This window comes from Streptomyces sp. CB00455 (genome assembly GCF_001905445.1).
Classification (GTDB): Bacteria; Actinomycetota; Actinomycetes; order Streptomycetales; family Streptomycetaceae; genus Streptomyces.
Map to the genome: position 1 here is coordinate 191017 of NZ_LIVQ01000005.1, position 25284 is coordinate 216300.

26 protein-coding genes are annotated in these 25284 nt (G+C 73.5%); 17 read left to right on the plus strand and 9 right to left on the minus strand.

Features of this window, described 5'->3' with window-relative positions; genetic code table 11:
* The first annotated feature begins 45 nt into the window (after positions 1 to 45).
* Positions 46 to 726 (plus strand): TetR/AcrR family transcriptional regulator, encoded by a 681-nt coding sequence (locus tag AMK16_RS21100; RefSeq protein ID WP_073918117.1) that lies wholly within the window; start codon positions 46 to 48, stop codon positions 724 to 726.
* A 165-nt stretch (positions 727 to 891) separates the two neighbouring features.
* Entirely contained in the window at positions 892 to 1119 is a 228-nt protein-coding gene (locus AMK16_RS21105) for a hypothetical protein (RefSeq protein WP_073918119.1), read from the plus strand.
* Positions 1120 to 1212: 93 nt separating this feature from the next.
* Here AMK16_RS21105 and AMK16_RS21110 read toward each other — a convergent pair whose 3' ends face one another.
* A complete protein-coding gene (locus AMK16_RS21110; RefSeq protein WP_079191633.1) occupies positions 1213 to 2013 on the minus strand; it encodes a hypothetical protein in 801 nt (266 codons plus the stop codon).
* A gap of 723 nt (positions 2014 to 2736) precedes the next feature.
* Here AMK16_RS21110 and AMK16_RS21115 point away from each other — a divergent pair.
* The 5 genes from AMK16_RS21115 (at position 2737) to AMK16_RS21135 (ending at position 8901) form a co-directional block, all read left to right on the plus strand.
* Positions 2737 to 4959, plus strand: coding sequence for a HAMP domain-containing protein (locus AMK16_RS21115; protein WP_073918121.1), 2223 nt, complete (start codon positions 2737 to 2739; stop codon positions 4957 to 4959).
* A 6-nt stretch (positions 4960 to 4965) separates the two neighbouring features.
* Entirely contained in the window at positions 4966 to 6534 is a 1569-nt protein-coding gene (pgsB, locus tag AMK16_RS21120; protein WP_079191635.1) for a poly-gamma-glutamate synthase PgsB, read from the plus strand.
* Entirely contained in the window at positions 6531 to 7013 is a 483-nt protein-coding gene (locus AMK16_RS21125; RefSeq protein WP_073918123.1) for a poly-gamma-glutamate biosynthesis protein PgsC/CapC, read from the plus strand. Before pgsB ends, AMK16_RS21125 begins: the two co-directional genes overlap by 4 nt.
* A 46-nt stretch (positions 7014 to 7059) precedes the next feature.
* Positions 7060 to 8139, plus strand: a complete 1080-nt coding sequence (locus AMK16_RS21130; RefSeq protein WP_073918125.1) for an NlpC/P60 family protein — start codon at positions 7060 to 7062, stop codon at positions 8137 to 8139.
* A 138-nt stretch (positions 8140 to 8277) separates the two neighbouring features.
* Positions 8278 to 8901: a histidine phosphatase family protein gene (locus AMK16_RS21135; protein WP_073918127.1), complete on the plus strand. Its 624-nt coding sequence runs from the start codon at positions 8278 to 8280 to the stop codon at positions 8899 to 8901.
* Positions 8902 to 8953: 52 nt separating this feature from the next.
* On the opposite strand, the gene AMK16_RS21140 is transcribed toward AMK16_RS21135, so the two are convergent.
* Complete coding sequence (locus AMK16_RS21140; RefSeq protein ID WP_073918129.1) at positions 8954 to 9229, minus strand: isoamylase early set domain-containing protein; 276 nt, start codon at positions 9227 to 9229, stop codon at positions 8954 to 8956.
* A 561-nt stretch (positions 9230 to 9790) separates the two neighbouring features.
* Between AMK16_RS21140 and AMK16_RS21145 the strand changes: the two genes are divergently transcribed.
* Together AMK16_RS21145 and AMK16_RS21150 are read left to right on the plus strand one after the other, a co-directional pair.
* Positions 9791 to 11299 carry a glutamate synthase subunit beta gene (locus tag AMK16_RS21145; protein ID WP_073918131.1) on the plus strand — a complete coding sequence of 503 codons (1509 nt, stop codon included), beginning with the start codon at positions 9791 to 9793 and terminating at the stop codon, positions 11297 to 11299.
* Between the two features lie 167 nt (positions 11300 to 11466).
* Positions 11467 to 11706 carry a chaplin gene (locus tag AMK16_RS21150; RefSeq protein WP_073918133.1) on the plus strand — a complete coding sequence of 80 codons (240 nt, stop codon included), beginning with the start codon at positions 11467 to 11469 and terminating at the stop codon, positions 11704 to 11706.
* Here the strand turns inward: AMK16_RS21150 and AMK16_RS21155 are convergent.
* Together AMK16_RS21155 and AMK16_RS21160 are read right to left on the minus strand one after the other, a co-directional pair.
* Entirely contained in the window at positions 11696 to 12754 is a 1059-nt protein-coding gene (locus AMK16_RS21155) for a hypothetical protein (protein ID WP_073918135.1), read from the minus strand. The two genes, AMK16_RS21150 and AMK16_RS21155, sit on opposite strands and share 11 nt — an antisense overlap.
* A gap of 127 nt (positions 12755 to 12881) precedes the next feature.
* On the minus strand, positions 12882 to 13589 hold the full coding sequence (locus AMK16_RS21160; RefSeq protein WP_073918137.1) for a ribonuclease H family protein: 708 nt from the start codon (positions 13587 to 13589) through the stop codon (positions 12882 to 12884).
* Positions 13590 to 13758: 169 nt separating this feature from the next.
* Between AMK16_RS21160 and AMK16_RS21165 the strand changes: the two genes are divergently transcribed.
* Both AMK16_RS21165 and AMK16_RS36280 read left to right on the plus strand, forming a co-directional pair.
* Positions 13759 to 15027 carry an acyltransferase family protein gene (locus AMK16_RS21165; RefSeq protein WP_079191636.1) on the plus strand — a complete coding sequence of 423 codons (1269 nt, stop codon included), beginning with the start codon at positions 13759 to 13761 and terminating at the stop codon, positions 15025 to 15027.
* An 88-nt stretch (positions 15028 to 15115) separates the two neighbouring features.
* Positions 15116 to 15286 carry a hypothetical protein gene (locus AMK16_RS36280; protein WP_158071232.1) on the plus strand — a complete coding sequence of 57 codons (171 nt, stop codon included), beginning with the start codon at positions 15116 to 15118 and terminating at the stop codon, positions 15284 to 15286.
* A gap of 72 nt (positions 15287 to 15358) precedes the next feature.
* On the opposite strand, the gene AMK16_RS21170 is transcribed toward AMK16_RS36280, so the two are convergent.
* The gene (locus AMK16_RS21170) at positions 15359 to 16018 is read right to left on the minus strand and encodes a DUF2278 family protein (protein WP_073918139.1); all 660 of its coding nucleotides are present in this window, start codon (positions 16016 to 16018) and stop codon (positions 15359 to 15361) included.
* Positions 16019 to 16241: 223 nt separating this feature from the next.
* Between AMK16_RS21170 and AMK16_RS21175 the strand changes: the two genes are divergently transcribed.
* The 3 genes from AMK16_RS21175 (at position 16242) to dacB (ending at position 19930) form a co-directional block, all read left to right on the plus strand.
* Positions 16242 to 17069 (plus strand): PP2C family protein-serine/threonine phosphatase, encoded by an 828-nt coding sequence (locus AMK16_RS21175; RefSeq protein WP_073918141.1) that lies wholly within the window; start codon positions 16242 to 16244, stop codon positions 17067 to 17069.
* Positions 17070 to 17142: 73 nt separating this feature from the next.
* Complete coding sequence (locus AMK16_RS21180) at positions 17143 to 18096, plus strand: MASE1 domain-containing protein (RefSeq protein ID WP_073918143.1); 954 nt, start codon at positions 17143 to 17145, stop codon at positions 18094 to 18096.
* A 181-nt stretch (positions 18097 to 18277) separates the two neighbouring features.
* Positions 18278 to 19930, plus strand: coding sequence for a D-alanyl-D-alanine carboxypeptidase/D-alanyl-D-alanine endopeptidase (gene dacB / locus AMK16_RS21185; RefSeq protein WP_073918144.1), 1653 nt, complete (start codon positions 18278 to 18280; stop codon positions 19928 to 19930).
* A gap of 96 nt (positions 19931 to 20026) precedes the next feature.
* Here dacB and AMK16_RS21190 read toward each other — a convergent pair whose 3' ends face one another.
* Positions 20027 to 20602, minus strand: a complete 576-nt coding sequence (locus AMK16_RS21190; RefSeq protein WP_073918146.1) for a putative glycolipid-binding domain-containing protein — start codon at positions 20600 to 20602, stop codon at positions 20027 to 20029.
* A 122-nt stretch (positions 20603 to 20724) separates the two neighbouring features.
* Between AMK16_RS21190 and AMK16_RS21195 the strand changes: the two genes are divergently transcribed.
* Positions 20725 to 20931 (plus strand): hypothetical protein, encoded by a 207-nt coding sequence (locus tag AMK16_RS21195; RefSeq protein ID WP_073918148.1) that lies wholly within the window; start codon positions 20725 to 20727, stop codon positions 20929 to 20931.
* 181 nt (positions 20932 to 21112) lie between these two features.
* Here the strand turns inward: AMK16_RS21195 and AMK16_RS21200 are convergent, their stop codons facing one another.
* Positions 21113 to 21793 (minus strand): SDR family NAD(P)-dependent oxidoreductase, encoded by a 681-nt coding sequence (locus AMK16_RS21200; protein WP_073918842.1) that lies wholly within the window; start codon positions 21791 to 21793, stop codon positions 21113 to 21115.
* A gap of 5 nt (positions 21794 to 21798) precedes the next feature.
* The gene (locus tag AMK16_RS21205) at positions 21799 to 22359 is read right to left on the minus strand and encodes a DUF4383 domain-containing protein (protein ID WP_073918150.1); all 561 of its coding nucleotides are present in this window, start codon (positions 22357 to 22359) and stop codon (positions 21799 to 21801) included.
* 209 nt (positions 22360 to 22568) lie between these two features.
* Here AMK16_RS21205 and AMK16_RS21210 point away from each other — a divergent pair, with 209 nt between their 5' ends.
* Both AMK16_RS21210 and AMK16_RS21215 read left to right on the plus strand, forming a co-directional pair.
* Entirely contained in the window at positions 22569 to 22799 is a 231-nt protein-coding gene (locus AMK16_RS21210; RefSeq protein ID WP_073918152.1) for a DUF6296 family protein, read from the plus strand.
* A 60-nt stretch (positions 22800 to 22859) separates the two neighbouring features.
* On the plus strand, positions 22860 to 23480 hold the full coding sequence (locus AMK16_RS21215) for an L-threonylcarbamoyladenylate synthase (RefSeq protein ID WP_073918154.1): 621 nt from the start codon (positions 22860 to 22862) through the stop codon (positions 23478 to 23480).
* Between the two features lie 21 nt (positions 23481 to 23501).
* Here the strand turns inward: AMK16_RS21215 and AMK16_RS21220 are convergent, their stop codons facing one another.
* Positions 23502 to 24980 carry a UDP-N-acetylmuramoyl-L-alanyl-D-glutamate--2,6-diaminopimelate ligase gene (locus AMK16_RS21220; protein ID WP_073918155.1) on the minus strand — a complete coding sequence of 493 codons (1479 nt, stop codon included), beginning with the start codon at positions 24978 to 24980 and terminating at the stop codon, positions 23502 to 23504.
* Positions 24981 to 25284: the final 304 nt, after the last annotated feature.

Sequence of the window (25284 nt, forward strand, 5' to 3'; positions counted from 1 at the left end):
GCAAACGGACGAGATCGTCCACTTGACCGGAGGTGAGAGACAGCGGTGGGGGAATCCTCTCGGATCGCGGGGCAGGACGGTCTGCGCGCGGACGCCCGGCGCAACCGGCGGCGCATCCTCTCGGCTGCCCGCCTGGTTTTCGCCGAGCACGGCATCGACGCGCCCATGGCGACCGTGGCCCGACGGGCGGGGGTGGGCGTGGCGACGCTGTACCGGCGTTTCCCGACGCGGGACGCCCTGGTGCGGGCCGCGTTCGCGTGCCAGATGGACACCTGCGCTCGGGCGCTCACCGAGGCGCTGGCCGACCCCGATCCGTGGCAGGGCTTCCAGCAACTGGTCGAGACGGTCTGCGAACTGCAACGGGAAGAACGGGGCTTCCCGGCGGCGTTCGTCGCGGCCTATCCGGACAGCACGCGAGAACACGCGAGGTTCGGGGAACAGGTCGAGCGGGACTTCATTACCCTGGTCCGCAGGGCGCAGGCGGCGGGCGCGCTGCGGGCCGACTTCCACCCTTCCGACCTTGCCGTGGCCCTGTTGGCGCACTGCGGTCTCGTCACCGCGCTGCCGGGTGACCGTGCGGCGTCCCGGCGTCTGGTGGCGTTCTTGCTCCAGTCGTTCCGCGCCGAGGCGGCCCACGGAGCGCTGCCGGCGCCGAGCGCACTGTCGCTGCGCAGTCTTCCGCTCGCAGCCCACGGCTCCCAGGGACAGCGGTCCTCCGGAACCTGATACGAAGCGGCGCCTGCCGCGTGGCCGCCCTTCGGGCGACCGCGCCACTTTCGCAACAGGCCCTAGTGCTGTGACCGGGTGTCCGGCGCCCTGGGAGGCGCCGCGCGGAGGTGACGAAAGCATCACGCGCCGCCACTCCCCCGGCGGCAGGATCGTTGGGCCGACATGCAGGAGACGATGTTCGCGCCCCGAACCCTCCCCGGACCCGCGCCGGCGCCCGCGGTGGACCGGGGCCCGTTCGGCACGCCGGTCCACGACATGCCGGTCCACGACACGCCGATCTACGACGCGATGGTGCGCCAATGGCGGCAGGAGGGACGCACACTGCCCAGGCCCTCGGCCCCCGCCGCCTGGGAGCGCGTCGCCGAAGCCGACCGCTTCCACCGCCCCTGACCGCCGCGCCCCCCGGGCCCGGCCGCACGGCCGCACGGCCGTCCGGATCGCCCGGACCCGGCCCCGGCCCCCGGCGAGGTGGCGCCCCGCCTTCTACGGGGTGGCCCAGCGCACCGTGAGCCCCGTGATCGCGGCGGCCACGGCGTCGAGCTCCGCATCGTCCGACCGGACCGCCTTGTTCAGTTCCACGTGCAGGAAGCGCACCTGCTGCCCGGCGGCGACCTGACCCTGTTCGTTCTCCGTGCCCGAGAGCTTGCAACGGGCCGAGTAGGCCGTGCAGACCTTCAGGCCGTCCCCCCGCAGCGCCGCCGTCAACCGCTCCGCGTCAGCGGTGGCCTCGTCGCCCGCGCCCGTGGAGACGACCGCGTCACGGCCGGGGAACGACTCGTTCGCGAACCCGTGCAGTTGGACGCCCGGCAGGTTTCGCCGCATCAGCTCGTCGACCACGCCGTGGAAGACGGAGTCGGCGCGGTGCGCCATGTCGGCCGCGCCGCCCCCGGCCGCGTTGCGGTGGGCCCCGGCCAGGACCATCACACCGCCCGGCGCGCCGCGCAGCACCCGCGCCCCCAGCAGTTCGGTACGGGCGTCCGCGAGGGGGTGCGGCACCTGCACCGACCAGCGCGGCGGGCTGTCGAGGTCGACGTAGACACGGCCCCAGCCGCGGTTGGCCCGGCCCGACTCGCTCGCCGCGTCCGCCACTTCCGCGTACCGGCGTCCGCTGGCGGCGTCGGTGACCGTACGCAGCGCGAAGTCGACCTCGGCCAGCTCCGTACGGGCCGCTTCCGGGTCCCCGTCGAGCAGGAGGGCGACGGAGCGGGTGAGTACGAGCCGTTCCTCCGCCGTGGGGATGCGGTATCCGCCGTGCTCGCCGAAGCCCGTCGTGAACCGGGACACCTCGTGTTCCAGGTCACCGGCGGGGGACGGCTGAGGCCCGGAGCCGACTCGCTGCCGGGGCGGGGCGCCCCCCGCGCCTTCCGGAGCAACTGCCATAAACACCCAAACGGCACATAGCAAAGAAATGGCGCCGCACAGTGCTGCAATCGTTATTCGCTTGGTCGATGTCGCACTCATAGTCGTATGAAAATATCGGAGTGACGCCCTCCGCTTTCCTTCCCACCGGCCTCCGCGCCGACGCGCACGCCGGCCTGCCCGGATTCCCCCCGCTCGGCAGCGGCACCTCCGGACGCGTGGGAAGCGGACACTACACCGGCACCGGCCACCGCGAGCCCGTCCACCCCGCGCCGACACCGCCGCAGGAAGCCACCGGGCCGCACGCGGCCGCGGCAGGTGTTCCACGGTGAGCTGAGCCGGCCCTCCCGCCGCGCGCGGGAAACATCCAGTGGCCCTCAGGCCCCTTGCACCGGCCCGCCCGCGCGCCCCCGCATGCCCGTACCGGGCCGCGCGCCGGGAAGCAGCCTTCCCCGGCGCCCGGATGCCTGGTGTTCCGCCTTGCCCGGCGGCCCCCTCCTGGCCTCCGCAGCACCCGCACTACCCGCAGTACCCGCAGGCAGATCACCACCGTCCCTCGGCCGCACGGCTCCCGGACAGAACGTAGAGGAGCCCCCGTTGGCCGCGTCGCGATCGAAGCGACGGCGCCGGGTCCGCCGCAGGGCGGACATGTCGCTGCTGGGTGGCATCCGTCCGCCCATCGCCGCCCTGTCCGCGGTGCTGCTCGTCCTCGCCGCCCTCACCGCCTTCCAGCTCGGCCGGGTGGGCAAGGAGACCGTGCCGCCGGCCGTCCTCACCTCGCAGCAGCACTTCGCGGAGGACGGGGCCATCGCCCTGCGTGCCTCGCTCGACGAGAGCATCACGGACATCGCCAGGACCGCATCGCTGTTCAGCGCGGGCGAGCCCGTCTCCCCGGACTCGGTGCTCGACAAGCTCGGCAGCGTCTACCAGAAATGGCGCGGCTCGGCCGTCATCGAGATCACATCGGGCCGGCTGGAGGCGCAGCGCGGCGAGAACCTCCCGCTGACCGCCGTCGACCTGACCCGGCTGACCGGCGACGACGGCCTCGCACCGCGCATGGTCCGGCTGGAGAACGGCGAGACCCGGCTGCTCACCCTGGCCCTGCTGTCCTGGCCGAACCGGCCCCAGCAGCTCCTGATCGCCTCCAGCAGTCTGAAGGTGCCGGGCATCAGCCTGGGCAAGTCCCGCGCCATCGCCGTCCTCGACGCCGCCGGCCATGTGCTGAGCAGCGATGGCGTCGGGGGCTCCGACCGGGCCGGGAAGCAGCTCAGGACGTTCGCGAAGGCCTCGGCGCAGAAGGCCTCGCAACACCCGCTCCAAGCCAAGGAGCCCGGCTCGGGCGGCTTCCCCGGCGTCAGCGGCGGCCTGCTCGGCGATTCCAAGGCCGGTCAGCGCTCCGTGGCCGGCTACGCGAAGCTCACCGGCTCCGAGCCGGGAGTCGGCACCGACGCCACGGCCCTCGGACTGACCGTCCTCTCCTTCGTCGGCGTCACCGAGGAACGCTCCGCCGCCGTCGACTCCTTCTTCTGGATCGCCGCCGCCGGCGCCCTGCTGCTCCTCGGCACGCTCGCCGTCACGCTGCTCGTCGTCACCGTGCAGCGCCCGCTGCTGCGGCTGTTCCTGGAAAGCCGCCGGATCGGCCGCGGCGACCTCCAGCGGCCGGTCACCGTACCGAAGTACGGCGAGGCCGCGCGCATCGGCGCGGCCCTGGACCGGCTGCGGCGCCAGCTCCTCGGCGAACCGGGAGCGGCCGGCGAAGGCCGCCGGCCCGGCCGCCGCGGGCGCATCGGCACCCGCGCGCTGATCGCGGTGTGCGGCGTCCTGCTGCTGGTGTGGTCCGCGCCGCTGCTGCTCATGCTCAACCGCGCGGGTGACTCCGTCGCCGTGCCGCCGACGATCGTCGACGACCAGCGCGAGCGCACCGACACCCTGGCCGACCGCGTCCGCCGGGCCCTCAACGAGGGACACGCCGACCTCACCTCCGTCGCCTCCGTGCTGAGCGCCAAGACGACGCCGGCGGAGATGACGACGGTGCTGGAGCGCACCCGCACCCAGCACGGGCGCTACGAATCCCTCTACGTCCTGAAGGCCGACGGCACCATCGCGGCCCGAGCCGGGGGCAAGCCCCACCACACGGCGGGCAGGGCGCCCTCGCGCGAGCCCGTCACCGTGATCGACAGCGGCAACCAGCCCGTCATCACCGAGTACGCCGAGGCGCCCGGGCTGGGCGGCGCCGCAGTCGTCGGCGAGCTGCGCATCGACTTCCTCAACGCCATGCTCAAGCGGCCGGGGCTCGGCGAGGTCCGCGTGCTCGACGCAGGGCACCGGGTGGTGGGCGGCAACAGCGGCTACCTGGCCTTCTCGAAGCTGTCGGACGGCAAGCTCGACGCGCTGGTGACCCAGGCGAACAAGCAGACCGACAAGGGGCCGCGCCCCGCCGTGGCCCTCCTGCGGCACGGGAGTTCCGTCTCGGTCGCGGCCGCAGCCCCCATGACGGGTGGCGGGGTGGCCCAGCCGCTCGGCTGGACGGTCGTGACCTCGCAGCCCACCAAGGGCCTGGAGATCCCCGCGTACACCGCGCAGAACCGCACCGTGCTGGCCGGGCTGCTCGGCCTCACGGGCGCGGCGGCCTGCCTGGGCTGGATCCACATCATCGTCATCCGGCCGCTGCGCGACCTGGCCCGTCGGTCCGAGGCCCTCGCCGACGGCGACCGCCGCACCGTCGTCTTCCCGACCCACCACGACGAGGTCGGCGCCGTGACCCGCAGCCTGGAAGTCATCCGTCAGCAGCTGCTCCAGCAGCGCAAGCGGGACACCGGCGCCGGCCCGGGCCGGACGCCCGGCCAGGCCGCCCCGGCCGGAAGGAACTGATCCCCCGTGCTATTCCTCTACTGCGTGCTGCTCTTGTGCTGCCTGGTCATGCTCGTCGCGGGCATCGTCGAGCAGCGGCGGCACTTCGCCAACCTGGGACACATACACCACCGGGTACTGGTCAACGGCATCCGCGGCAAAAGCTCCATCACACGGCTGTGCGCGGGCGCGCTGCGCGGCGGCGGTCTGCGGACGGTCGCCAAGACCACCGGTACCGCGGCCCGCTTCATCCATCCGGACGCCACCGAAGAGCCCGTCTACCGCAAGTTCGGCATCGCCAACGTCGTCGAGCAGATCGGCATCGTGCGGCGGGCGGCGGCCTACCGGCCGGACGCGCTGGTGATGGAGTGCATGGCCGTCATGCCCGCGCTCCAGGAGATCAACCAGTCCAAGCTGATCCAGTCGACCATCGGCGTGCTGTGCAACGTCCGCGAGGACCACGTCGCCGAAATGGGGCCGACCCTGGACGACATCGCGCGTTCCCTGTCGCGTTCCATGCCGCACGGCGGGATCTGCGTCACCGCCGAGAAGGAACGCTTCCACGTCCTCCAGGAGGAGGCCGACGCGCGGGACTGCACGCTCGTCTACGCGGACCCCGACACGGTCAGCGACGAGGAGCTGCGCGGGTTCAGCTGGTTCACCTTCAAGGAGAACGTCGCCATCGCACTCACCGTCGCCGGCCTCCTGGGCGTCGACCGCGAGACCGCCCTCCAGGGCATGTACGACGCGCCGCCCGACCCCGGTGTGCTCTCCGTCGAGCGGTACGCGGCACCGGGCGGCAAGCGGGTGCGCTTCGCCAACGTCTTCGCTGCGAACGACCCCGAGTCGACGCTGATGAACATCAACCAGCTCCTCGACCTCGGCGCGATCGACCGCCCGCTGAACGTGGTGATCAACTGCCGTCCCGACCGCGTCGAGCGCAACGGGCAGATGGGCCAGATCGTCCCCGACCTGATGCCCGACAAGGTCTTCGTGATCGGGCACCCGGCCAAGAGCGCCATCGACGCGATCCCGGCCGAATGGCGTTCGCGCGCGGTCGACCTCGGCGGTGACCAGCGCGACGGCGAGGAGTTCATGCACGAGCTGCTGGGCCACCTGGGTGCGACGTCCTCGCTGGTCGCCATCGGCAACATCCACGGCCAGGGCGAGGTCCTGCTGGAGCACCTGGCGGAACTGCCCGCCTTCGAGGAGGACGCCGACGCGGCGGGCCTCCCCGGGCAGCCGGGAGCTCCGCACGCATCCGGCGGGTCCGCGGCGCACGAGCGGCCGGCGCCGCACCCGCAGGGGCAGTACGCCGCCCACCTCGATCCGTACGCGGACCTCACCGCCGCCCAGGAGGCGCGGTTCGCACTGCCCCCCGTACCGGTACCGCAGCAGTACGTCCATCCCGGTCACCCGTACGAGCAGTCCGTGCCCGCGCCGCAGGAACTTCAGGCGGGGCCCTACGAGTACCGGCCGCCGCAGGCCGGGCAGCCGCAGCAGTACCAGCCGCCCCGGCCACTGCCGCAGCACCCCTACCCCGGCCCGCAGTGGCAGGACCGGAATCAGAATCAGAACCCAGGAGAGCCCCGTTGATCCCCGCAGTCCTCACGCCCGAGATCGCCGCGATCGGCATCGCGCTGGGCCTGCTGTTCTCCCTGCTCTGCTACCTGACGACTAACCTCTCCCCCGGCGGCATGATCACCCCGGGATGGCTGGCGCTGACCCTCATCGAGGACCTGCAGCGTGCGGCGCTCGTCGTCGGCATCACCGTCCTGACGTACGTGCTCACCCTGCTCACGCAGAAGTTCGTCATCCTCTACGGCAAGCGCCTGTTCGCGGCCGTCGTCCTGATCGGCGTACTGCTCCAGGCCACGGTCGTCATCGTGCTGCAGATGAAGTTCCCCCTGCTGTACGCCAACCAGACCCTCGGCTTCATCGTCCCGGGACTGATCGCCTACCAGCTGGTCCGCCAGCCCAAGGGCGCCACGCTCCTCGCCACCGGGTCCGCGACCCTCATGACGTACGTCGTCCTCACATCGGGCATCCTGCTCGGCTTCATGCCGCACGCCTGACCGCCGCCGCCCCGCCCGATCGCCCGCATCCTTCCCGGAGCACCCGATGACCGCCAAGTCCGCCCGCCGTACCCGACCGCTCCTGCACGCCACCGTCGTCACCAGCCTGCTGGCCGCCAGCGCGTACTTCACCTACGAGCTGCGCAAGGAGGAGCAGGCCGCGGCGCCCGCTGCCATGCGGGTGACCGATCAGGGCCCCAAGGGCGGTGCCAAGGGAGGGCAGGACGGCACCCAGAAGTGGGAACGCCTGAAAAGCCCGGAGCGTTCGGTGCTGCGGAGCGGGGACGGCGCCGTCCTGGCCGTCTTCACGGACGGCGCGCGCACCGCGACGCTCACCGGGAAGAGCCGCACCTTCTCCGAACCGGCCACCACACAGACCCGGGTCGTCACCGACGACTGGGTCCGCCTGCTGCCGGAGGCCTGGCGGAGCGGGGCGGAGCGCGAGCAGTGGTTCCAGGACTGGTTCAAGAAGTACTACGGCAGCGAGGAGGACGACCTCTTCGCGACCGCTTTCCAGTACGGCGACCAGGCCCCGGTGAAGAAGGACGCGGCCGGTGTCCAGTACGCGGGCGACGCGGCCTTCGGGCCGATCAACCCGAACGGCTCGGTGGGCAACGACCTGCGTCTGGAGCAGTCGGACTTCTACGACTACCTGGGCACCTCGTACACCTTCCGCGACGGCACCACGGCGCAGCCCGAGAAGCCCAAGTACCGGGCGCTGGACTGCTCCGGCTTCATCCGGACGGTGTTCGGCTACCGCGCCCGCTTCCCGCTGATGTCCGGCGACACCGGCGGCACCGGCCTGCCGCGCACGGCCAACGGGATGGCGCGCTCGAAGACCGGCGTGGACATCCTGCCGCTCAAGGGCGTCACCGCAAGGGACAGGCCCACCTCCATCGACGTGCTCCAGCCCGGTGACCTGCTCTTCTTCAAACTCGACGGCCGGACCGGCCAGCGGCTGGACCACACGGGGATGTATCTCGGCAACGACGTCGAGGGGCACAAGATCTTCATTTCGAGCCGCGAGGAGGCCAATGGCCCCACCATCGGCGACAAGGGCGGCGCCTCCCGCCTCGACGGCAACGGCTACTACGCGGCAGCCCTGCGCAGCGCCAAGCGGCTCTGACGGGGCGGGGCGACGGGCACGGGCACGGGCGCGCGACGGCGACGGCGACGGCGACGGCAGCGGCAGGGGAACCGGAGGCCCGCCGTCGGCGTCCCTCCGGGCATCTGCAAGATCGCGATGCTGACGAGGACTCCGTACATGACCGGCACGGCCACCCGCTACCTCTACCTCGCACGGCACGGCGAGGCCTCGCCGGACGAGAGCCGGCTGACGGACCGCGGCCGGCGTCAGGCCGAGCTGCTCGGTGAGCGGATGCGGCACCGCCCGCTCTCGGCCGTGTACCACGGGCCGCTGCCGCGAGCAGCGCAAACGGCCCGGCTGGTGTGCGACCGGTTCGAGGGGGTCCGCCCGCGGCCGGCCGAGGAGGCCGGGGACTACGTTCCCCACATGCCGCACCGCGGCGAGCTGCCGGCACAGTCCGCCGATGCCCTGCTCGACCGGCTGGCACTGCTCCCCGCCGAAGATCGGGCGCGGGGGCCGGAGCTGGCCCGGGCCGCGCTCGCACGGTTCGCCGGTCCCGTGGGCGGCGCCGAGCCCCGTCACGAGCTGGTGGTCACGCACAACTTCCTGATCGGCTGGTTCGTCCGGGCCGCGCTCGACGCCCCGGAGTGGCGCTGGACGGGCCTCAACCACGCCAACGCCGGCCTGACCGTGATCCGGTACGTGCCCGGACGGCCGGCCTCCCTGCTCCTCTACAACGACACGGGGCACCTTCCGCCGGAGCTGCGGTGGACCGGCTTCCCGGCCGACCTGCGCGTCTGACCGGCGTCCGGGCGGGAGCCGGGCCGGGGGCCCGGCGCCCGCCCGGGCCGGGTCAGGTGTGCAGCAGGCTGTTGGGGCCGTCCTGGTCGCCGGCGCTCTCGTCGTTGAACCAGTAGTCCCCGGCGGCCAGATACCGGAAGGAGTGCGTGCTCTCGCTCGGCAGCTCGACCGTCACGGCCCTCGTGCCGTCGCGGCGCGGCTTGAGCGGATGGGTGTCCGGCCGCCAGTCGTTGAAGTCGCCCACCACACTGACCGGCCCCGGCGGCCTGTCCGCGGGCAGGATGAACGTGACCTCGGTCCGGTCCTTGCGCAACTTTCGTTCCAGCACCAGGAGCTCCTCAACGAGAATCGGATCGCTTGCGAAACGCCCACGCGCATCGGCACACGGGCCGGCGGTGGGGGCGGCGGGCGGCGCCGCGGGCGGGAGACCGGCCGGGGGCAGGGTGTGACCATGGCCACCGGCCGGGGCTCCGGGCCGCCACGGCGGCACCCCATCAGCCTGACACAGGGCGTCACGTTCGGCATGTGGTGCGTCACCACGGGTGACCGTCGCGAACGCCCGGCGGGGACGGGAGCGGTGGGCGCGGGGACGGCGGGGGCGGGCGCGCCGCGAGCGGTGGGACCGGGTGCGCGCACGCCCTCGGATACCTGAACCTGCGGACGGCGCCGCGACCTCGGATACCGGCACCTGCGGACGGCGCCGCGACCTCGCCCGGGAGGCCCGCCCGCACGGGCCGCCCGCCGCGGAATCGCCCGCCGCCGGATCGGCGAACCTTCCCCCGAACGGCGTAATGTGGGAGGAACGCCGCATACCGCGCGCGCCGGACGCGCCGTGTGCGCCGGGTCCCTCGTCTGCGTGTACGCCGCGAACGATCCAGGGAGGCGGCACGTGACCGATCCGTTCGGTTTCCTCAGGATCCCCCGCAAGGCCGTCCCGGCCCGCCCCGTCGAGGAGCGGCTCGGCGACTGGCGCGAGGTGTACGCCGGGCAGGCGCTGCTGCCGCTCGTCTCCGAGCAGGCCGACCGCTGCATGGACTGCGGCATCCCCTTCTGCCACACCGGCTGCCCGCTGGGGAACCTGATACCCGAGTGGAACGCCTACGCGGCGCACGGGGACTGGCGGGCCGCCTACGAGCGGCTGCACGCGACCAACAACTTCCCGGAGTTCACCGGCCGGCTGTGCCCGGCCCCCTGCGAGGACGCCTGCGTCCTGACGATCAACGCCGATCCGGTGACGATCAAGAACGTCGAGCAGACGATCGCCGACGAGGGCCGGCGCCGCGGCTACCAGGCGCCGCGCCCGCCGGAGCGGCGCAGCGGCAGGGCCGTGGCCGTCATCGGTTCGGGACCGGCCGGGCTGGCCGCCGCGCAGCAGCTGACGCGGGCGGGTCACCGCGTCGTCGTGCACGAACGGGCCGACCGGATCGGGGGCCTGCTGCGCTACGGCATCCCCGAGTTCAAGATGGAGAAGGTGCACCTGGACCGCCGGATCGAGCAGATGCGGGCCGAGGGCACGGCGTTCGTGACGGGCTGCGACATCGGGGGCGAGGTCGGTGCGGCCGAGCTGCGGCACGGGTACGACGCGGTCGTCGTCGCCGTCGGGGCCGGGGAGCGCCGCGAGCTCGCGGTGCCCGGCCGCGAGCTGCGGGGCATCCACCAGGCCATGGACTACCTGACCTGCGCCAACCGGGTGCGGGAGGGTGACTTCGCGGTGTCTCCGGTGACGGCCGAGGGCAGCCACGTGGTGATCGTGGGCGGCGGGGACACCGGCTCGGACTGCCTGGGCACGGCGCTGCGGCAGGGCGCGCTCTCCGTGGTCCAGCTCGACATCAACCCGGAACCCGGCCCCGGCCGGGCGGACGGGGAGCCCTGGCCGGTGTACCCGAAGGTGTACCGGATCTCCCACGCCCACGAAGAGGCCCGCGGCCGCGAGGGCTCGGACCCCAGGATCTTCTCCTGCGCCACCCTGCACTTCGAGGGGGACGGCGCGGGACGGGTACGGGCGCTGCGCCTGACCGCCGTTGAGCCGATGGCCCGCAGGCCGCTCGGCGGGAGCGAGCGCGTGCTCCCGGCCGGGCTGGTCCTGCTGGCACTGGGCTTCTCCGGTCCGGAGCGGGCGGGCGGCCTGCGCGAGCAGCTGGGGCTGGAGCTCGACGAGCGCGGGAACTACGCGCGGGACGCCGCCTTCGCCGCCGCCGGCGGGCGGACGCCCGGGGTGTTCGTCGCGGGCGACGCGGGGCGCGGGCAGTCGCTGGTGGTGTGGGCCATCGCCGAGGGCCGCTCGGCGGCCGCGGCGGTCGACCGCCACCTGACCGGCTCCACCGCCCTGCCCGCCGCCGTGGCCGCCCACGACCGGCCGATGACGGCGCTGGGCCGTCTGCGTTACGGGGACGGCTGAGCCGCCGCAGCGTGCCGCCGAATGCGTCCGCGCCGCACCCCCTTAGGGGGAACATGGCGGCCCGGGACCGCAGGCGGGGTCCCGGCTGCCGAAACAAAGGGGTGCGGCCCCGGTCCGGGTCCGCGCGCAGCCGCGCTGCGCAAGCACCACATTCGAGGAGAGTTCACATGACGCGTGTCCTGAAGAGTGCCGGGCTGGCCCTCGCCGTCGGCATCGCGCTCGTCAGCGGCGCCTGCGCCGCCTCGGCCGACTCCGTCGCCGAAGGTGTCGCCGTCGGCTCCCCCGGCGTCCTTTCGGGGAACGTGGTCCAGGTCCCGGTCCACGTGCCGGTCAACCTCTGCGGCAACTCCGTCAATGTCATCGGGCTGCTCAACCCGGCCGCCGGCAACGCCTGCGTCAACGCCTGACGGACCGTCCTGGCCCTCCGACGTGGCGTCGTGCTCCGCGCGGCGCCACGGCGTCCTTTCCGGGTTCCGCCTGCCCGGGGGCACGGTCCGGGTGGGCGCGGGAGTCTCCCCGGGGCCGGTCCCGGTCCGCCTCCGCCCGCAGCAGCCGGCCGAGGTGGTCCGCGGCGTCCCGGGTGCGGCGCGGCACGCGGTGGCCGTGCCCGACGAGCCGGACCGCCCCGGCCATCGCGCGCAGCGCGCGTACGGAACCCACGGTCGGTACGACGCCGATCAGGGCCGAGACGACCGTGTCGGTCTCGTGCCAGTCGCCGGCCCGCGCCAGCACCCGGGCCAGTTCTGCGGCGAACAGCACGCGGTAGGCAGGTCCGTCCCCCTCGGCGTGCGCCGCCCGGTGGAGGAGCTCGGCAGCCGTTTCCCGCTCGTGCAGGGCGGCCAGGGCCAGTCCGTGGTGGCCGTCCAGTTCCTGCCGGTCGAACCACCAGGCCCAGGCCGGGTCCCGGCTCGTGGGTGCGTCGGTCAGCAACTCGGCCGCGGTGTGCAAGGCCCGCAGGGCCTGGGGGCCGCGCCCCATGCGGGCGAGGGCGCGCCCGGCCCGCACCTGGAAGATCGCCGTGACGCGGCCCGGGAGGCCGGTGCGGGACAGGACGCGGGAGGCGATCCGCAGCGAGTGCGCGGGCCGGCCGAGGTGTTCCTCCTGCATGCTCCGCACGGCCAGGACCAGGGGTTCGACGGCGGCGGGGCCGTCCGGGCCGCCGCGGGCCAGGTCCAGGGCGCGGCGGCTCAGACGCTGTGAGACGTCGTGCCGTTCGGCGTCGAAGGTGATCCAGGCGGCGACCTGGAACAGCTCGGCGAGCGCGGCCCGGCGCGTGGGGTCCCCTGTCTCCGCCGCATCGCCCGGACGGGGGCCCGGGCCGATGCCCGGCCCGGGCCCGGCCCTGCGGACGGCGTCGAGCGCCGCTCCCACCGCCCACCGGGCCCCGGCGCTCACGTCGAGCGCGACGAGCCGCCCGGTGAGTTCCGCCGCCTCGTCCGCCGACAGTTCCGACACGTCCGGACCTCCCTGTGCTCGAACGCCACGTGGACCTCGTTACCCACCCGCGCGACCCGCCACCCCGGACGATCCATCACCCCGGACGATCGATCACCTCTGGCGACCTGCCGCCCCGGCCTTCGCGTCAGGGAGCGGCCGGCACGTCCGCGCCGCACTCCGGATGCCCCCACCGCTTGCCGTTCTTGCTGATCAACTCGCCGGCCGCGTACGGCTTTCCGCACGGGCAGGTGCCGGGGAACTTCGCCTTGATCGGCCTGGGTCCGCCACCCGAGGAGGCGCTGCCCACGGTCTTCCGCTTCGCCGCGCCCGTCTTCTGCCGCGAGGGCCCGCTGCGGACCGGGGCGGGGTCCGGCAGGTCCCGGTCGCCGAGGGCGGTGCCCGCGGCCTGCTGGGTGAGGGCCGCGTCGCCGGCGGCCTGGTCGGCGATCGCGTTCAGGTGGTCGCCGTCCTCGCGGTGTGCCGGGACGTAACGGAACGTCACGTCGCGCTCGGCGAGCAACAGGTCGATCCGCTCGACCAGTTCGCGGTTGGCGACGGGCTGGCCCGAGGAGGTCTTCCAGCCGTTGCGCTTCCAGCCCGGGAGCCACTGCGTCACGGCCTTCATGGCGTACTGGGAGTCCATCCGCACCTCCACCCGGGTTCCGGGGGCCACGGCCTCCAGGAGCCGCTGGAGGGCCGTCAGTTCCCCGACGTTGTTCGTGGCCCGCCCGAGCGGGCCGGCCTCCCAGCGCTCGGGCCGCCCCTCGGCGTCGGCGATGACCCAGCCCCAGCCGGCCGGGCCCGGATTCCCCTTGGCCGCTCCGTCACAGGCGGCGATGATGCGATCAGACATCCCCCGATCATGCCGCACTCGGGGGCGGCCCAGCCCCACGAGTGGCGCCCAGAGGTTGCCGGAGCGTGACACGAGTGATGCCCAGAGGTAGCCGGAGCGTGACCGGGACAGTTCCGCTGACCTGACGGCGATCACCGGACCGCCGCACGCACGAGACGGCGGTCGAGGAATGGACGGACACACCTCCCTCGGCGGGCCGCGGCCGGGCGGCCGCGGCCCGGGCACGGACTCGGCTCCGGCCCGGGACCCGGAGCCGTGCGCCCACCCGGCCCCGGCCCCGGGTGCGTCCGATGGTCCCGCCGCGCCTCCGGGTGTCCGCCTGGTCGCCCTCGACGGCGTGCGGATCCTCGCCGCCCTCGCCGTGGTCGGCTACCACTACGTGGTCCTGGAGAGCGCCTGGGGCGGACCGACCACCGCGGTCTTCCCGACCGCCCACCGGTTCGCCGTCTACGGCTGGCTCGGCGTCGAAATATTCTTCCTGGTCAGCGGTTTCGTCATCTGCATGAGCGCCTGGGGACGCAGCGTGGGGGACTTCGCGCTGTCCCGGGTGTCCCGGCTGTTCCCCGCCTACTGGACGGCCGTCGCGTTCACCTCGCTCGTGCTGTTCACCTGGCCCGAGATCAGGCACCTGAACGCGTTCAGCGACGTCGTGGTGAACCTCTCGATGCTCCAGGGCGGCCTGGGGGTGCCCCACGTCGACGACGCGTACTGGACCCTCTTCGCCGAGCTCAAGTTCTACGTGCTCTTCTCGGTCGTGGTGCTGCGCGGCGTGACCTACCGCAACTGCGTGATCTTCTGCGGTCTGTGGACCCTCGCCGGCATCGTCGCGCCCACCGGCGACAGCGGCGTGCTGTCGTTCTTCGCGGTGCCCGCCCTCTCCCCCTACTTCATCGCCGGCATCGCCTTCCACCTCATGCGCCGCTTCCGCCCGAACGCCGTCCTGTGGGCCCTCGTAGGCGTCCAGTTCCTGCTCGCCCAGCACTACGTGCACGCCCGCATGATCTCCAGTCTCGGCCGGAGCGTCACCGACCGGACGCCCGCGTGGCCCGCCCACCTGGTCATCACCCTCGGGTTCCTGGCCATGGCGGCCATCGCGCTCGGCGCCCTCGACGGCATCCAGTGGCGCTGGCTCCCGCACGCGGGTGCGGTCACCTATCCGCTCTACCTGATCCACATGATGGCCGGGCTCACGCTCATCCATCACTTCCGCCGGATGGTGGCGCCCGTCCCGCTGGTTCTGGGGGTGACGGCGGGCATCGTGACCCTGGCCTGGATCATCCACCGCGCGATCGAGCGGCCGCTGAGCCGGGTCCTGCGCGAAAGCCTGCGCCGGGGGCTGCGGGACATCCGGTCGCACACCGCCGTCCGTCCGCCCCTCGGCCGGCTCCCCGCGCAGGCTTCGGCACCCGAAGCGGAACGCATTCCCTCCGTCCGCTAGGGCCGGTTCCACCAGGGAAGAAGACCGGCCGGAGGAACGGACCGGAGCCGCGCGCATGAAGCGGGCCCGATCGGTCAAAGATGCTGTGGTGCACGAAGATCCGGACCTGTTGATCGACGACATCGCCGCCGCAGTCCGCGCGGGCGACGACCACCGCATCCGCCTCCTCGTCGAGCGGCTGAAGGAGATCGCGGACATACCCGTCCTGATGCGGCTGCGCCGGCGGCTCTACGACGCGGCGCCCCTGCACAGCCGTTGAGCGTCCCGGCCGGGCAGCCGCGGGCGGCGAGCCCTGCGCGGCGTCCGCCTGCGCCGGTGCGGGCGGCGAGCCCTACGCGGGGTGGCCGTCCGCGCCGGTGCGGACGGACTGCCCGGAGAACCTGCTGAGGAAGGCGTCGTACCAGCCGTCGGGCCGCCGGGTCAGGACGGCTCCGTCCTGCCAGACGCCGTCCCCGGCCCACCACGGGCTGCCGTACGGAGCGCCCTGGTTCAGGTGGACGTTGCGCAGGCCGAGGCCCTGGTCGAGCGGCTCGCCGAAGACGAGGACCGGCCGGCCGGGGACGAGGACGCCCTCCAGAGCCTGCGCCGCCTCCGGGCCCGGTCCCGACACCCACGGCCGGGGCGGGTTCAGCCGGGCCGCGAGACCCTCCAGCCAGGCGGGCGGCCGGCGGCCGAAGAGGCGCCCGGACCGGTCCGCGAGGGCCGGGTGCCGCAGGTGGTCGATCGCGCCCGATCCCGGACTCGTCGAGAGGTCGTGGTAGCCGGGAGGCAAAGCGCTCGCCGGTTCGAGGACCGAGGCGGCCAGCCTGAGCACTTTCCACTGGACGGCGGTGCCGGACCGATCGCCGTCCACGTCGACGGCGCACCGGTAGCGCCCGGCCGGCGCGTCGACTTCGAGGACGACCCGGAGCCGGCCGCCCCGGGCGTCGGGCTCTTCACGGACATGGTGGTGCAGCGTCCCCGCGAGCACCCCGTAGGCATTGAGCGGCATGCGGCCCAGTCAAGCACCCGGCAGGAGGGACGGCGCGCCGCCCCCAGTCCGCGTCTGGAGGCGTGTGCGCCGAAGGCTGCCCGGATCCCGGCAGAGGGCCCGCACCACGACGGCCACCTGCGAGAACGATGACGGCTGCGCGCATCGGAGCGAGCGGAAATATGATGACATGAACCTTCGCGCAGGGAAGCAGAGGCGGGATGGACCTAGCTCGGAGCGGTGCATGAGCCCTCGCCGTGTGGCGCGGGCGGCGAGCGCCGACCTGCTGTCCACACTGGACCGCCTCACCGCGCAGGCGCGTGAGGGGGCGCAGCTGCACCACGCCCGGGTGGAGCTGGCCGAGGCGCTCCAGCGCGCGATGCTCCCCGCCACCCTGCCCGTCGCGCCGGGCCTGCGGACGGCCGCCCGGTACGCGCCCGCCCGGCACGGCCTGGACATCGGCGGGGACTGGTACGACGGCTTCGGGCTGCCGCAGGGCGCGCTGGCCTTCTCCATCGGCGACGTACAGGGCCACGACGTGGATGCGGCCGCCTTCATGGGGCAGGTGCGGATCGCGCTGCGGGCCGTGGCCGCCGTCGTCGTCGATCCCCGCGAGGTACTGAGCCGGGCCAACGACGTGCTCCTGTCCATGGACGCCGACCTCTTCGCGACCTGCACCCTGCTCCGCTTCGATCCCGCGACCCGGGTGCTCGAAAGCGTCCGGGCGGGCCACGTTCCGGCGGTCTGGGCCACCGTCGACGGCGACTACGGCATAGCCGAGCACGAGGGCGGGATGCCCCTGGGCGTGCAGCCGGGGGCGCGGTACGCGGTGACCCGGCGGCGGCTGGCGGAGGCGGGGTCCATCGTGCTGCTCACCGACGGCGTCGTCGAGGGGCCGTCCTTCCCGATCGAGGTGGGGCTGGAGCGCGTGGCCCGGGTCGTCAGGGAGGCGGCGGACGCGGAGCCCGACGAGATCGCCGCCGCGGTGATGAAGGTGGCGGATTCCACCGGCCACGCCGACGACGCCGCCGTACTGGTCCTCAGCCACGACGGCGGCGGACCCCCGGGCTGACCGGCCCGAGCAGCAAGGCGCCCCCTACCGCGTGTCACGCCCAGCCCGCGGACAGGCGCTGTTGTCTGATGACGTGGTGCGCATCGAGGAATGGCGACGACTCCCCGCGGCTGTCCTCCCGGTCCTCGGCGTCGCCGCCGCCTACTACGTCGCCGGGCGGCTCGGCCTGCTCCAGCGGGTGGTGCTCGACGGCGCGGTGGTCACCGCACTCTGGGCCCCCACGGGCATCGCCCTCGCCGCCCTGCTCTGGAGGGGTCCGCGGGTGTGGCCGGGGATCGCGCTCGGCACCTACCTCACCATCGAGCGGATCGCTTCCTTCCACCCCGCCGACGTCGGGATCCTCGCCGGCAACACGCTCGCGCCGCTGTGCGCGTACGTGCTGCTCGGACGGGCGGGTTTCCGGGTGGAGCTGGACCGGCTGCGGGACGGGGTGGCGCTGGTCTTCCTGGGCGGGCTGATCCCGATGCTGATCAGCGCGACCCTCGGCACCTGGACGCTGGTGGCCACCGGCAATCTGGCGCTGAGCAGGTTCTGGCCCGTGTGGACGGCCTGGTGGGCGGGGGACGCGATGGGGGTACTGGTGGTGACCCCGCTGCTGCTGACCCTGCGCAGGGCCCGGATCCCGCGGGACGGCTACCGGGTGGTCGAGGCGACGGCGCTCCTGGTCACGGCCGTCACCGTGAGCCTCGTGGCGACCCGCAGCTCCCTGTCGCTGCTCTTCCTCGTCTTCACCGTGCTCGTCTGGGCCGCGGTGCGCTTCCAGCTCGCCGGGAGCGCGCCCTGCGCCCTGCTCGTCTCCGTGCTCGCGGTCCTGGCGGCGACCGACCACGCGGGCCCCTTCGCCGATCACACCCTCCTGGAGGTCATGGTCACCCTGCAGCTGCTCAACGGGGCCGCCGCCCTGACCGGGCTGCTGCTGGCCGCGCTCGTCACCGAGCAGAACGACGTCCGGCTGCGGATCGAGCGGATCTGCGAGGACCTCGCCGAGGTGGTGGAGCAGCTGGGCCCCACGAAACCGGAGCACTAGTGCGGTCACAGCACCAAGGCGCCGCCGGACGAACGGTCCGGGCTGCGCGCTCCCCGCGCCCGTGCCACCCTGATCGCAGTACCCGTCACACCTCTCGGGGAGCAGGGCCGGAGGCGAGAAGACGCGCAGGAGCACGAGCGCCGGACGGCGCCGTGCGAGCCGGGGGCGAACGGGGCGTGCCATGGTGCGAGGCAGGAAGTCCGGATCTTCGCGGCGCCGCGCGGCAGGGGCGTTCTGCGCCCTGCTGCTCGTGGCCCTCACCACGGGCACGGCGGCCGGATCGGCGCCCCCTCCCCCTCCCACCCCCACACCGCGCCCGACCTCCCCGGCCGACAGCGGTGCGGACGGGCTGGATCCCCGGATCCTGAAGATCATGCGCAAACCGGACTACCGCAACGCCCAATGGGGCTTCCTGCAGAGCGGTCCGGGCGGCGGGCCGGTGGTCCACAGCCGGTTCGCCGACCAGTTCTTCCTCCCGGGCTCGACGGCCAAACTGTTCAGCGTGTCCGGGACGTGGGCCACCCTCGGCGGGGACCACCGCTTCACGACCCCGCTCTATGCGGTCGGCGAGCGGCGCGGAGCCACCCTGTCGGGCGACCTCGACCTCGTCGCGCAGGGAGACCTGACCATGGGCGGCAGGACCCGCCCCGACGGCACCGTCGCGTTCACCGACCTCGATCACACCTACGCCAACGACTTCCCCGGCGCCACCCTCACCCCGGAGAACCCACTGGCCGGCATCGACCGGATCGCGCAGCAGGTACGGCGGGCCGGCATCACCCGCGTCGAAGGGGACGTGATCGTCGACGACCGGCTCTTCCTCCCCGAACCCGTCTTCCAGCCCACCCCGGACCCGCTGATCATCAACGACAACCTGATCGACCTGCTGACCACCCCCGCAGACCGCCCCGGCGAGGCGGCCCGGCTGGACTGGCGGCCGAAGGTCGCCCCGTACTCCGTCACCTCGACGGTCAAGACCGTGGCGGCGGGAAAGCCGACCGACATCCAGGTGACGACCTCCGCGGGCGGCACCCGGATCCAGCTGTCCGGCACGATCCCGGCAGGCGGTAAGCCGCTGCTGCGCGTTGCCGGCGTCGGCGACCCGGCGGCGTTCGGCCGCACCGCGCTGATCGAGGCACTGGGACGGGCCGGGGTGGAGGTCACGGCGAAGGCGACGGGCCCCAACCCGGCCGGCCGGCTGCCCGGCACGTACGAGGGGCGCCCGCGCGTGGCGGCGTACGTCTCCCCGCCCTACGCCGACTACGCCAAGCTCATCCTCAAGGTCAGCCACAATCTGGGCGCCAACCTCGGTGTGTGCCTGATGGCCGTCTCGGCGGGCGGCAGGAACTGCATGGGCGGCTTCCCGGTGCTGGCCCGCTTCCTGGAGCGCGCGGGCGTCGACAGCGAGCAGGTGCAGCTGCTGGACGGCCGGGGCGGCAACCCCGTCGACCGGGCCACGCCGCGAGCGGAGGTCCAGATGCTGACGTACTGGCAGCGCACGCCCGAGGCGAGGCGCTTCCGGGAGTCGCTGCCCGTCCTCGGCGTCGACGGCCTGCTGGCGGACAACTGCCGCGACTGCCCGGCGCGGGGGAAGGTGTTCGCGAAGACCGGCGCCGTCGTCGGACTGGACGCGCTGGGCGCCCGCCTGGCCGTGGGCGCCATCACGATCGCCGGCTATCTGGACAAGGGCGGCGGCCGCTTCGACACCTTCTACGCCGGTGTGAACGGTGCTTCCACCCCGACGACGGATCCCGCGGGCGTCCTGACCATCGCCGACGACCTCGCGATGATCGCCGCCTACCTCCAGGAGGACCCGGCGCGGCCGGCGCGGTGATGCGGCCGCCGCGACGGCCGCCGCGACGGCCGCCTGCCGAGCACTCTCACGCGTCTTCAGCGCTCTCCCGAGCGGTTCTTCAGCGCTCTCCCGAGGTCATCGAGTGACCACGGCCGCCAGGGAGGGGTAGTGCAGGACCAGGCCGTCCTCGTCGAACGCGACGTCGCTGCGGAAGCCGTCCGACTCGTAGCGGATGTGCGCACCGTGCCCGGCGCGGGCCAGGGGCGTGTAGCGCTGGCGGTCGGCGCGGACGGTCAGGTCGGGAACGGAGACCCAGGCCATCAGGAACTCGTGCGGCTCGCCCACGGGCTCGCGGTGCAGGCCGTGACGCAGCACGGGCATGGTGTTGGTCAGCGGGCACAGGCCGAGGTCGCAGTCGAGTGCGCCGTCGAGGTCGGGGCGGCGCACTCCGTCGGCGGTCCAGCGCCCGGCGTCGTTGCGCAGGTCCAGCCGCCGGGCCGCCCCTTCGCCCTCCACCGTGACGTGCAGCCGCGAGGTCACGTAGCGGTCGGCGGTCTCCAGCTCGTACGTCACCCAGTAGGGCTCCGGGACCAGGCCGACGGCGCGCCCGCGCGCGGTCAGCCGCCCTTCACCGAGTGAGAGCCAGGCCGTCGCGTGTCCCCTGGCCGGGAGGATCTCCCAGGTGCGCGAAAGGTTCCGGGTGCCGGTCATGGGGGCGAGCCTACGCCGGACGGGCGCGCGGCCGACGCGCCGGGCGCCCGCACGTCGGTTACGTTGCCCATGGCCGGTGTACCGGCCCGACGCCGTAGCCGCACCGTTCGAGGAGAGTGACCATGCACGACACGGACACGGACACGGTGGAGGCGAACATCCGGACCGCCGAAGTCTCCCTCGCCTCGAACGTCTACCCGCGGGGAACCGTCGTCGAGGCGCGTACCGCCCTGCGGGCCGCGCAGGACGCCCGGCTGCGCGGCGACGTGGCGACGGCCCTGGCGGCGTCCGAGATCGCCCTGCGCCTGCTGGCCGATGCCCTGAGCTGACCGTACCCGGGACCGGCCCGGGCGCCCGGCCGGCGGCACGGATCCGACCGGCAGGCTCCGTGCCGCCCGGGCCGGCGCTCGGCCCCGTGCGCACACGCGGGCGCTCAGCCCGTGCAGACACGCCGGTGCTCGGCCCGTGCGCACACGCGGGTACGTCAGCCCGTGCGCACACGCGGGTGCGTCAGCCCGTGCGGACACGCCGCTGTGCCATATGGGCTGTCAGCCGGTCCGCCCACGCGACGGTCTCCCGCGCCGGGTCCGCCCCGGCGGGCAGGGCCGGTGCGCTTCCTGCCACCGCGCGCCCGGCGAAGCCCGTGGCCAGGTGCGGCGGTCGCAGGTCGAGGACCAGCACCCCGCGGTCTTTCACTTCCCGGCCCAGCACGCCGAGCCAGCAGCCCAGCGCCGCCTTGGACGCGGCGAGATCGGCGGTTCCCCGCAGGGGCCGGTCCACGATCCGGCCGGTCACGGCCGCCAGGAAGCCGCCGTCCGTCAGCGCGGGCAGCGCGCCGCGCAGGACGGCCATGGGGCACAGCGCGTTCACCGTCAGCAGGTGTTCGCCGACGGCGTCCGGGGTGCTCGCCGCCGGGCCGAACCCGGCGACGCCGACGGTCACCAGCACACCGTCGAGGCCGCCGAGTTCGCCCGCCGCCCAGGGGCCGAGCTCGGCGCACTGGTCCAGCGCGTAGGCGTCGAACCGTCTCATGGGGGCGTCACCGCCCGTGCGGGCCGCCGACACGAGCCGGCCCCGGTCACGGCCCGCGACGGCCAGGGCGGCTCCGCGGCGGGCGAGTTCGGCGACCGCCCGTCCGCCGAGCTCACCCGTGGCCCCGGCCACGAGGATCCGTACGCCGTCCAGCGACATGCCGGTCACCTCCGGGTGGTGATCGCGCGTGCCTGAGCGCTCCCGCCGATCGACGCGGCGCCCGCACCCGCGCCCGCAACGTCGCGGGTGCCGGGGCTGCCCGCTTGCCCGGGGTGACGCCGGCGCCAGTACGGGTTGTCGTGCGGCAGGCCGCCGCTCACCCGGCCGTACATGCCGAAGGTCACCACGAGCAGCCCCATCACGAAGCTGAAGACGACGTTGGACATGCTGAAGTCCAGGACGTTCGCGGACTTGCCGATCAGGAAGAGGTGGACGAAGCCGCTCAGCAGGAACAGACCGCCGACCGTCATCTTCACCGTGGAGGCCACGTTGCCCCCGATCGCGGCGGCGGCGAGGAGCAGCCCTCCGAAGACCAGGGAGATCAGGCTCAGCAGCCCGTTCGTGGACAGGCCGGCGATCCGTGACCCGTCCGTGCCGAAGAAGGCGAGCTGGTCGGCGAAGCCGAGGACGCCGAAGGCGAGGAGGATCGCGCCGCACAGGGCGGCCCCGAAGCGGTAGACCAGGTTGAGGCGGTGGTCCACGGGAAGTTCGTCACGCATGGTCACGGCGTACTCCTAGGGTTCTCCCCCCGGGCTGAGGACGCCAGTCTGTCTCCGGTGGGCGGCCCGGGGCATCTTGCGTCGGTTGCGCGTCGAAGCCGCTCACGCTGTGACCTCCGGTGACCCCCGGGGGCGCGCGGCGATGCGGACCCGGCTCCGGGCCCGCATGATGAAGCTGCCGCACCATTGCCGGAGCACCGAAGGGAACGACAGACATGCACGCACAGCGGTACCAGCTGGTGTTCCCGGACCGCCTCGCCGACGACGAGGACGTCGTGGTCGTCTCCCGCACGGACCGCAGCGGCCCCGGCGGGCACCCCGTCTACTCCGACGAGACCGGGATCGTCCAGGCCGAGATCAGTGACCAGGACGAGGTCCGCATGCTGCCGACGGGCGGCCAGCAGCAGCCCGTCCAGGGAGTCCAGGCCCACCCGCTGCCGGACTGACCCCGCCCCCGCCTTCCGCCGGTGATCGTGGCGGCGGCCGGTATCCCGTAGGCTCGCCGAATGGCGAAGTACTTCGACGTGCACCCCGAGAACCCCCAGCCGCGCACCATCGGCAATGTCGCGGACAGCATCCGCTCCGGCGCGCTCGTCGCGTATCCGACCGATTCGTGTTTCGCGCTGGGCGCCCAGCTCGGCAACCGCGACGCCCTGGCACGCATCCGGTCGATCCGCAACCTCGACGACCGGCACCACTTCACCCTCGTCTGCCACAACTTCGCGCAGCTGGGTCAGCTGGTGCACATCGACAACGACGTGTTCCGGGCCATCAAGGCGGCCACCCCGGGGCCGTACACCTTCATCCTGCGCGCGACGAACGAGGTGCCGCGCCAGCTGCTCCACCCGAAGAAGAAGACGGTCGGGGTCCGGATCCCCGACCACGTCGTGACCCAGGCCCTGCTCGCCGAGCTCGGTGAGCCCCTGCTCTCCAGCACCCTGCTCCTGCCCGGCGAGGAGGAGCCCATGACGCAGGGCTGGGAGATCAAGGAACGGCTGGAGCACCTGGTGGACGCGGTGCTCGACTCGGGTGACTGCGGGACCAGCCCGACCACCGTCATCGACTTCTCCAGCGGCGAGGCCGAGATCGTGCGCGCCGGCGCCGGGGACACCAGCCGCTTCGAGTGACGGCCGGACCGTCCGCGGCGGCTACGCGTGGGCGAGTTCGCGCACCGTGGCCATGTCGCTGAACGGGATCAGCTGCTCCCCGACGATCTGGTGCGGTTCGCTGCCCTTGCCGGCGATCAGCACGGTGTCCTCGGGGCCCGCGGCCGACAGGGCGAAGGCGATCGCCTCCCGGCGGTCGGCGAACCGCTCGAAGGGGGTCCCCGTCGCCCGCAGACCGGGGGCGATCTGGTCCAGGATGGCCTCGGGGTCCTCGTGACGGGGGTTGTCCGAGGTGAGGACGCACAGGTCGGACCGGGCGCCGGCGATGCCGCCCATCTCGGCCCGCTTGGTGGTGTCGCGGTCCCCGCCGCAGCCGAAGACGGTGATGACACGGCCGTGTGCGAAGCCGCGGATGGCGGTCAGGACCTTGTCCAGGGAATCCGGGGAGTGGGCGTAGTCCACGATCACCGAGGTGCCCAGCGGGGTACGGAAGCGCTCGAACCTGCCGGGGACGGGCGGCATCCGGTCCAGGGCGTCCACCAGGGGGCCCAGGTCGTGCCCGAGCACGTGGCATGCCGCCAGCGTGGCCAGGGCGTTGGACACCGAGAACCGGCCGGGGACGGGCATCGACGCCGGGTAGGCGCGTCCCTCGTGGTGGAGCGTGAACCGGGTGCCCGCCGCGCTCACCACGAGGTCGCTGGCGCGGTAGTCCGCGGGAGCGTCCAGGGCGTACGTGGTGACCGCGCCCGGCATCAGGGCCGTGATCCCGGCGCCCACCGGGTCGTCGACGTTCACCACCGCCCGCCGGCACAGGCCCTGGAACAGGCGCAGCTTGGCGTCGCGGTAGTTGTCCATGGTGCCGTGGTCGTCCAGGTGGTCCTGCGTCAGGTTGGTGAAGACGCCGACGTCGATGAAGGTGCGGTCGACGCGGTGGGTCAGCAGGGCCATCGAGGTGGCTTCGAGCACCACGCTGGACGCTCCGCGGTCGCGCATGTACCCGAGGAGGTACTGGAGGTCCGGCGATTCCGGCGTCGTGAGCACGGACGGCGGCATCAAAACGGGCTCGTCGCCGATCCGGCTGCCGGCCGTCCCTATGACGCCGACCTTGGCGCCCGCCGAGCTCCGCAGGACCGATTCGACCATGTAGGAGACCGAGGTCTTCCCGTTGGTGCCGGTGATCGCCACCATGTCCATCTGCCGCCCCGGTTCGCCGAAGTGGCGCGAGGCGATGACGGCGGCGGCCGTGCGGGTGTCGGGGACCCGGACGGCGCATGCCCGGGACGGCCAGACCGGTGGGGGCAGGACCGGGCCCGCGCCGTCGATGACGACGGCGGCCGCGCCCCGGGCGAGGGCGGCCGGCACGGAGTCGGGGCCGCCTTCCTGGTGGCCCGGCACCGCGATGAACAGCGACCCCGGCAGCACCCGCTCGACGTCGAAGGTGACTCCCGCGGTGATCGGCACGTCCGGATCGCCCCGCACCACGTGGTGTTCCTGTCCGGCCAGCAGCTCGCTCAGCTTCACGATGATCCCTTCGAAGCGGCCGGACCCCGGTGGTGCGGGCCGTGGCCGGGCAGCGGTCCGCGACGGCGTGCGCAGACCGCGGTGGTGACGTGGAGCGTGGCCGGAGCGGCGTCGCCCCCGCGGATCCGGGTACGGCAGCGCGCTACGGCAGGAAGGACCCGTCCGGTGTGCGGGGAAGGGCGGCGTACCGGCGACCTGGGCCGGGCGGTGCGGACTTGCGGGAGAGGGGGGCCGGGCGGGGCCGTGCAGGGTGGTCGCCGGGCGGGGCCGTGCAGGGAGTTCGCTAGCCGTGGCCGTGCAGGGA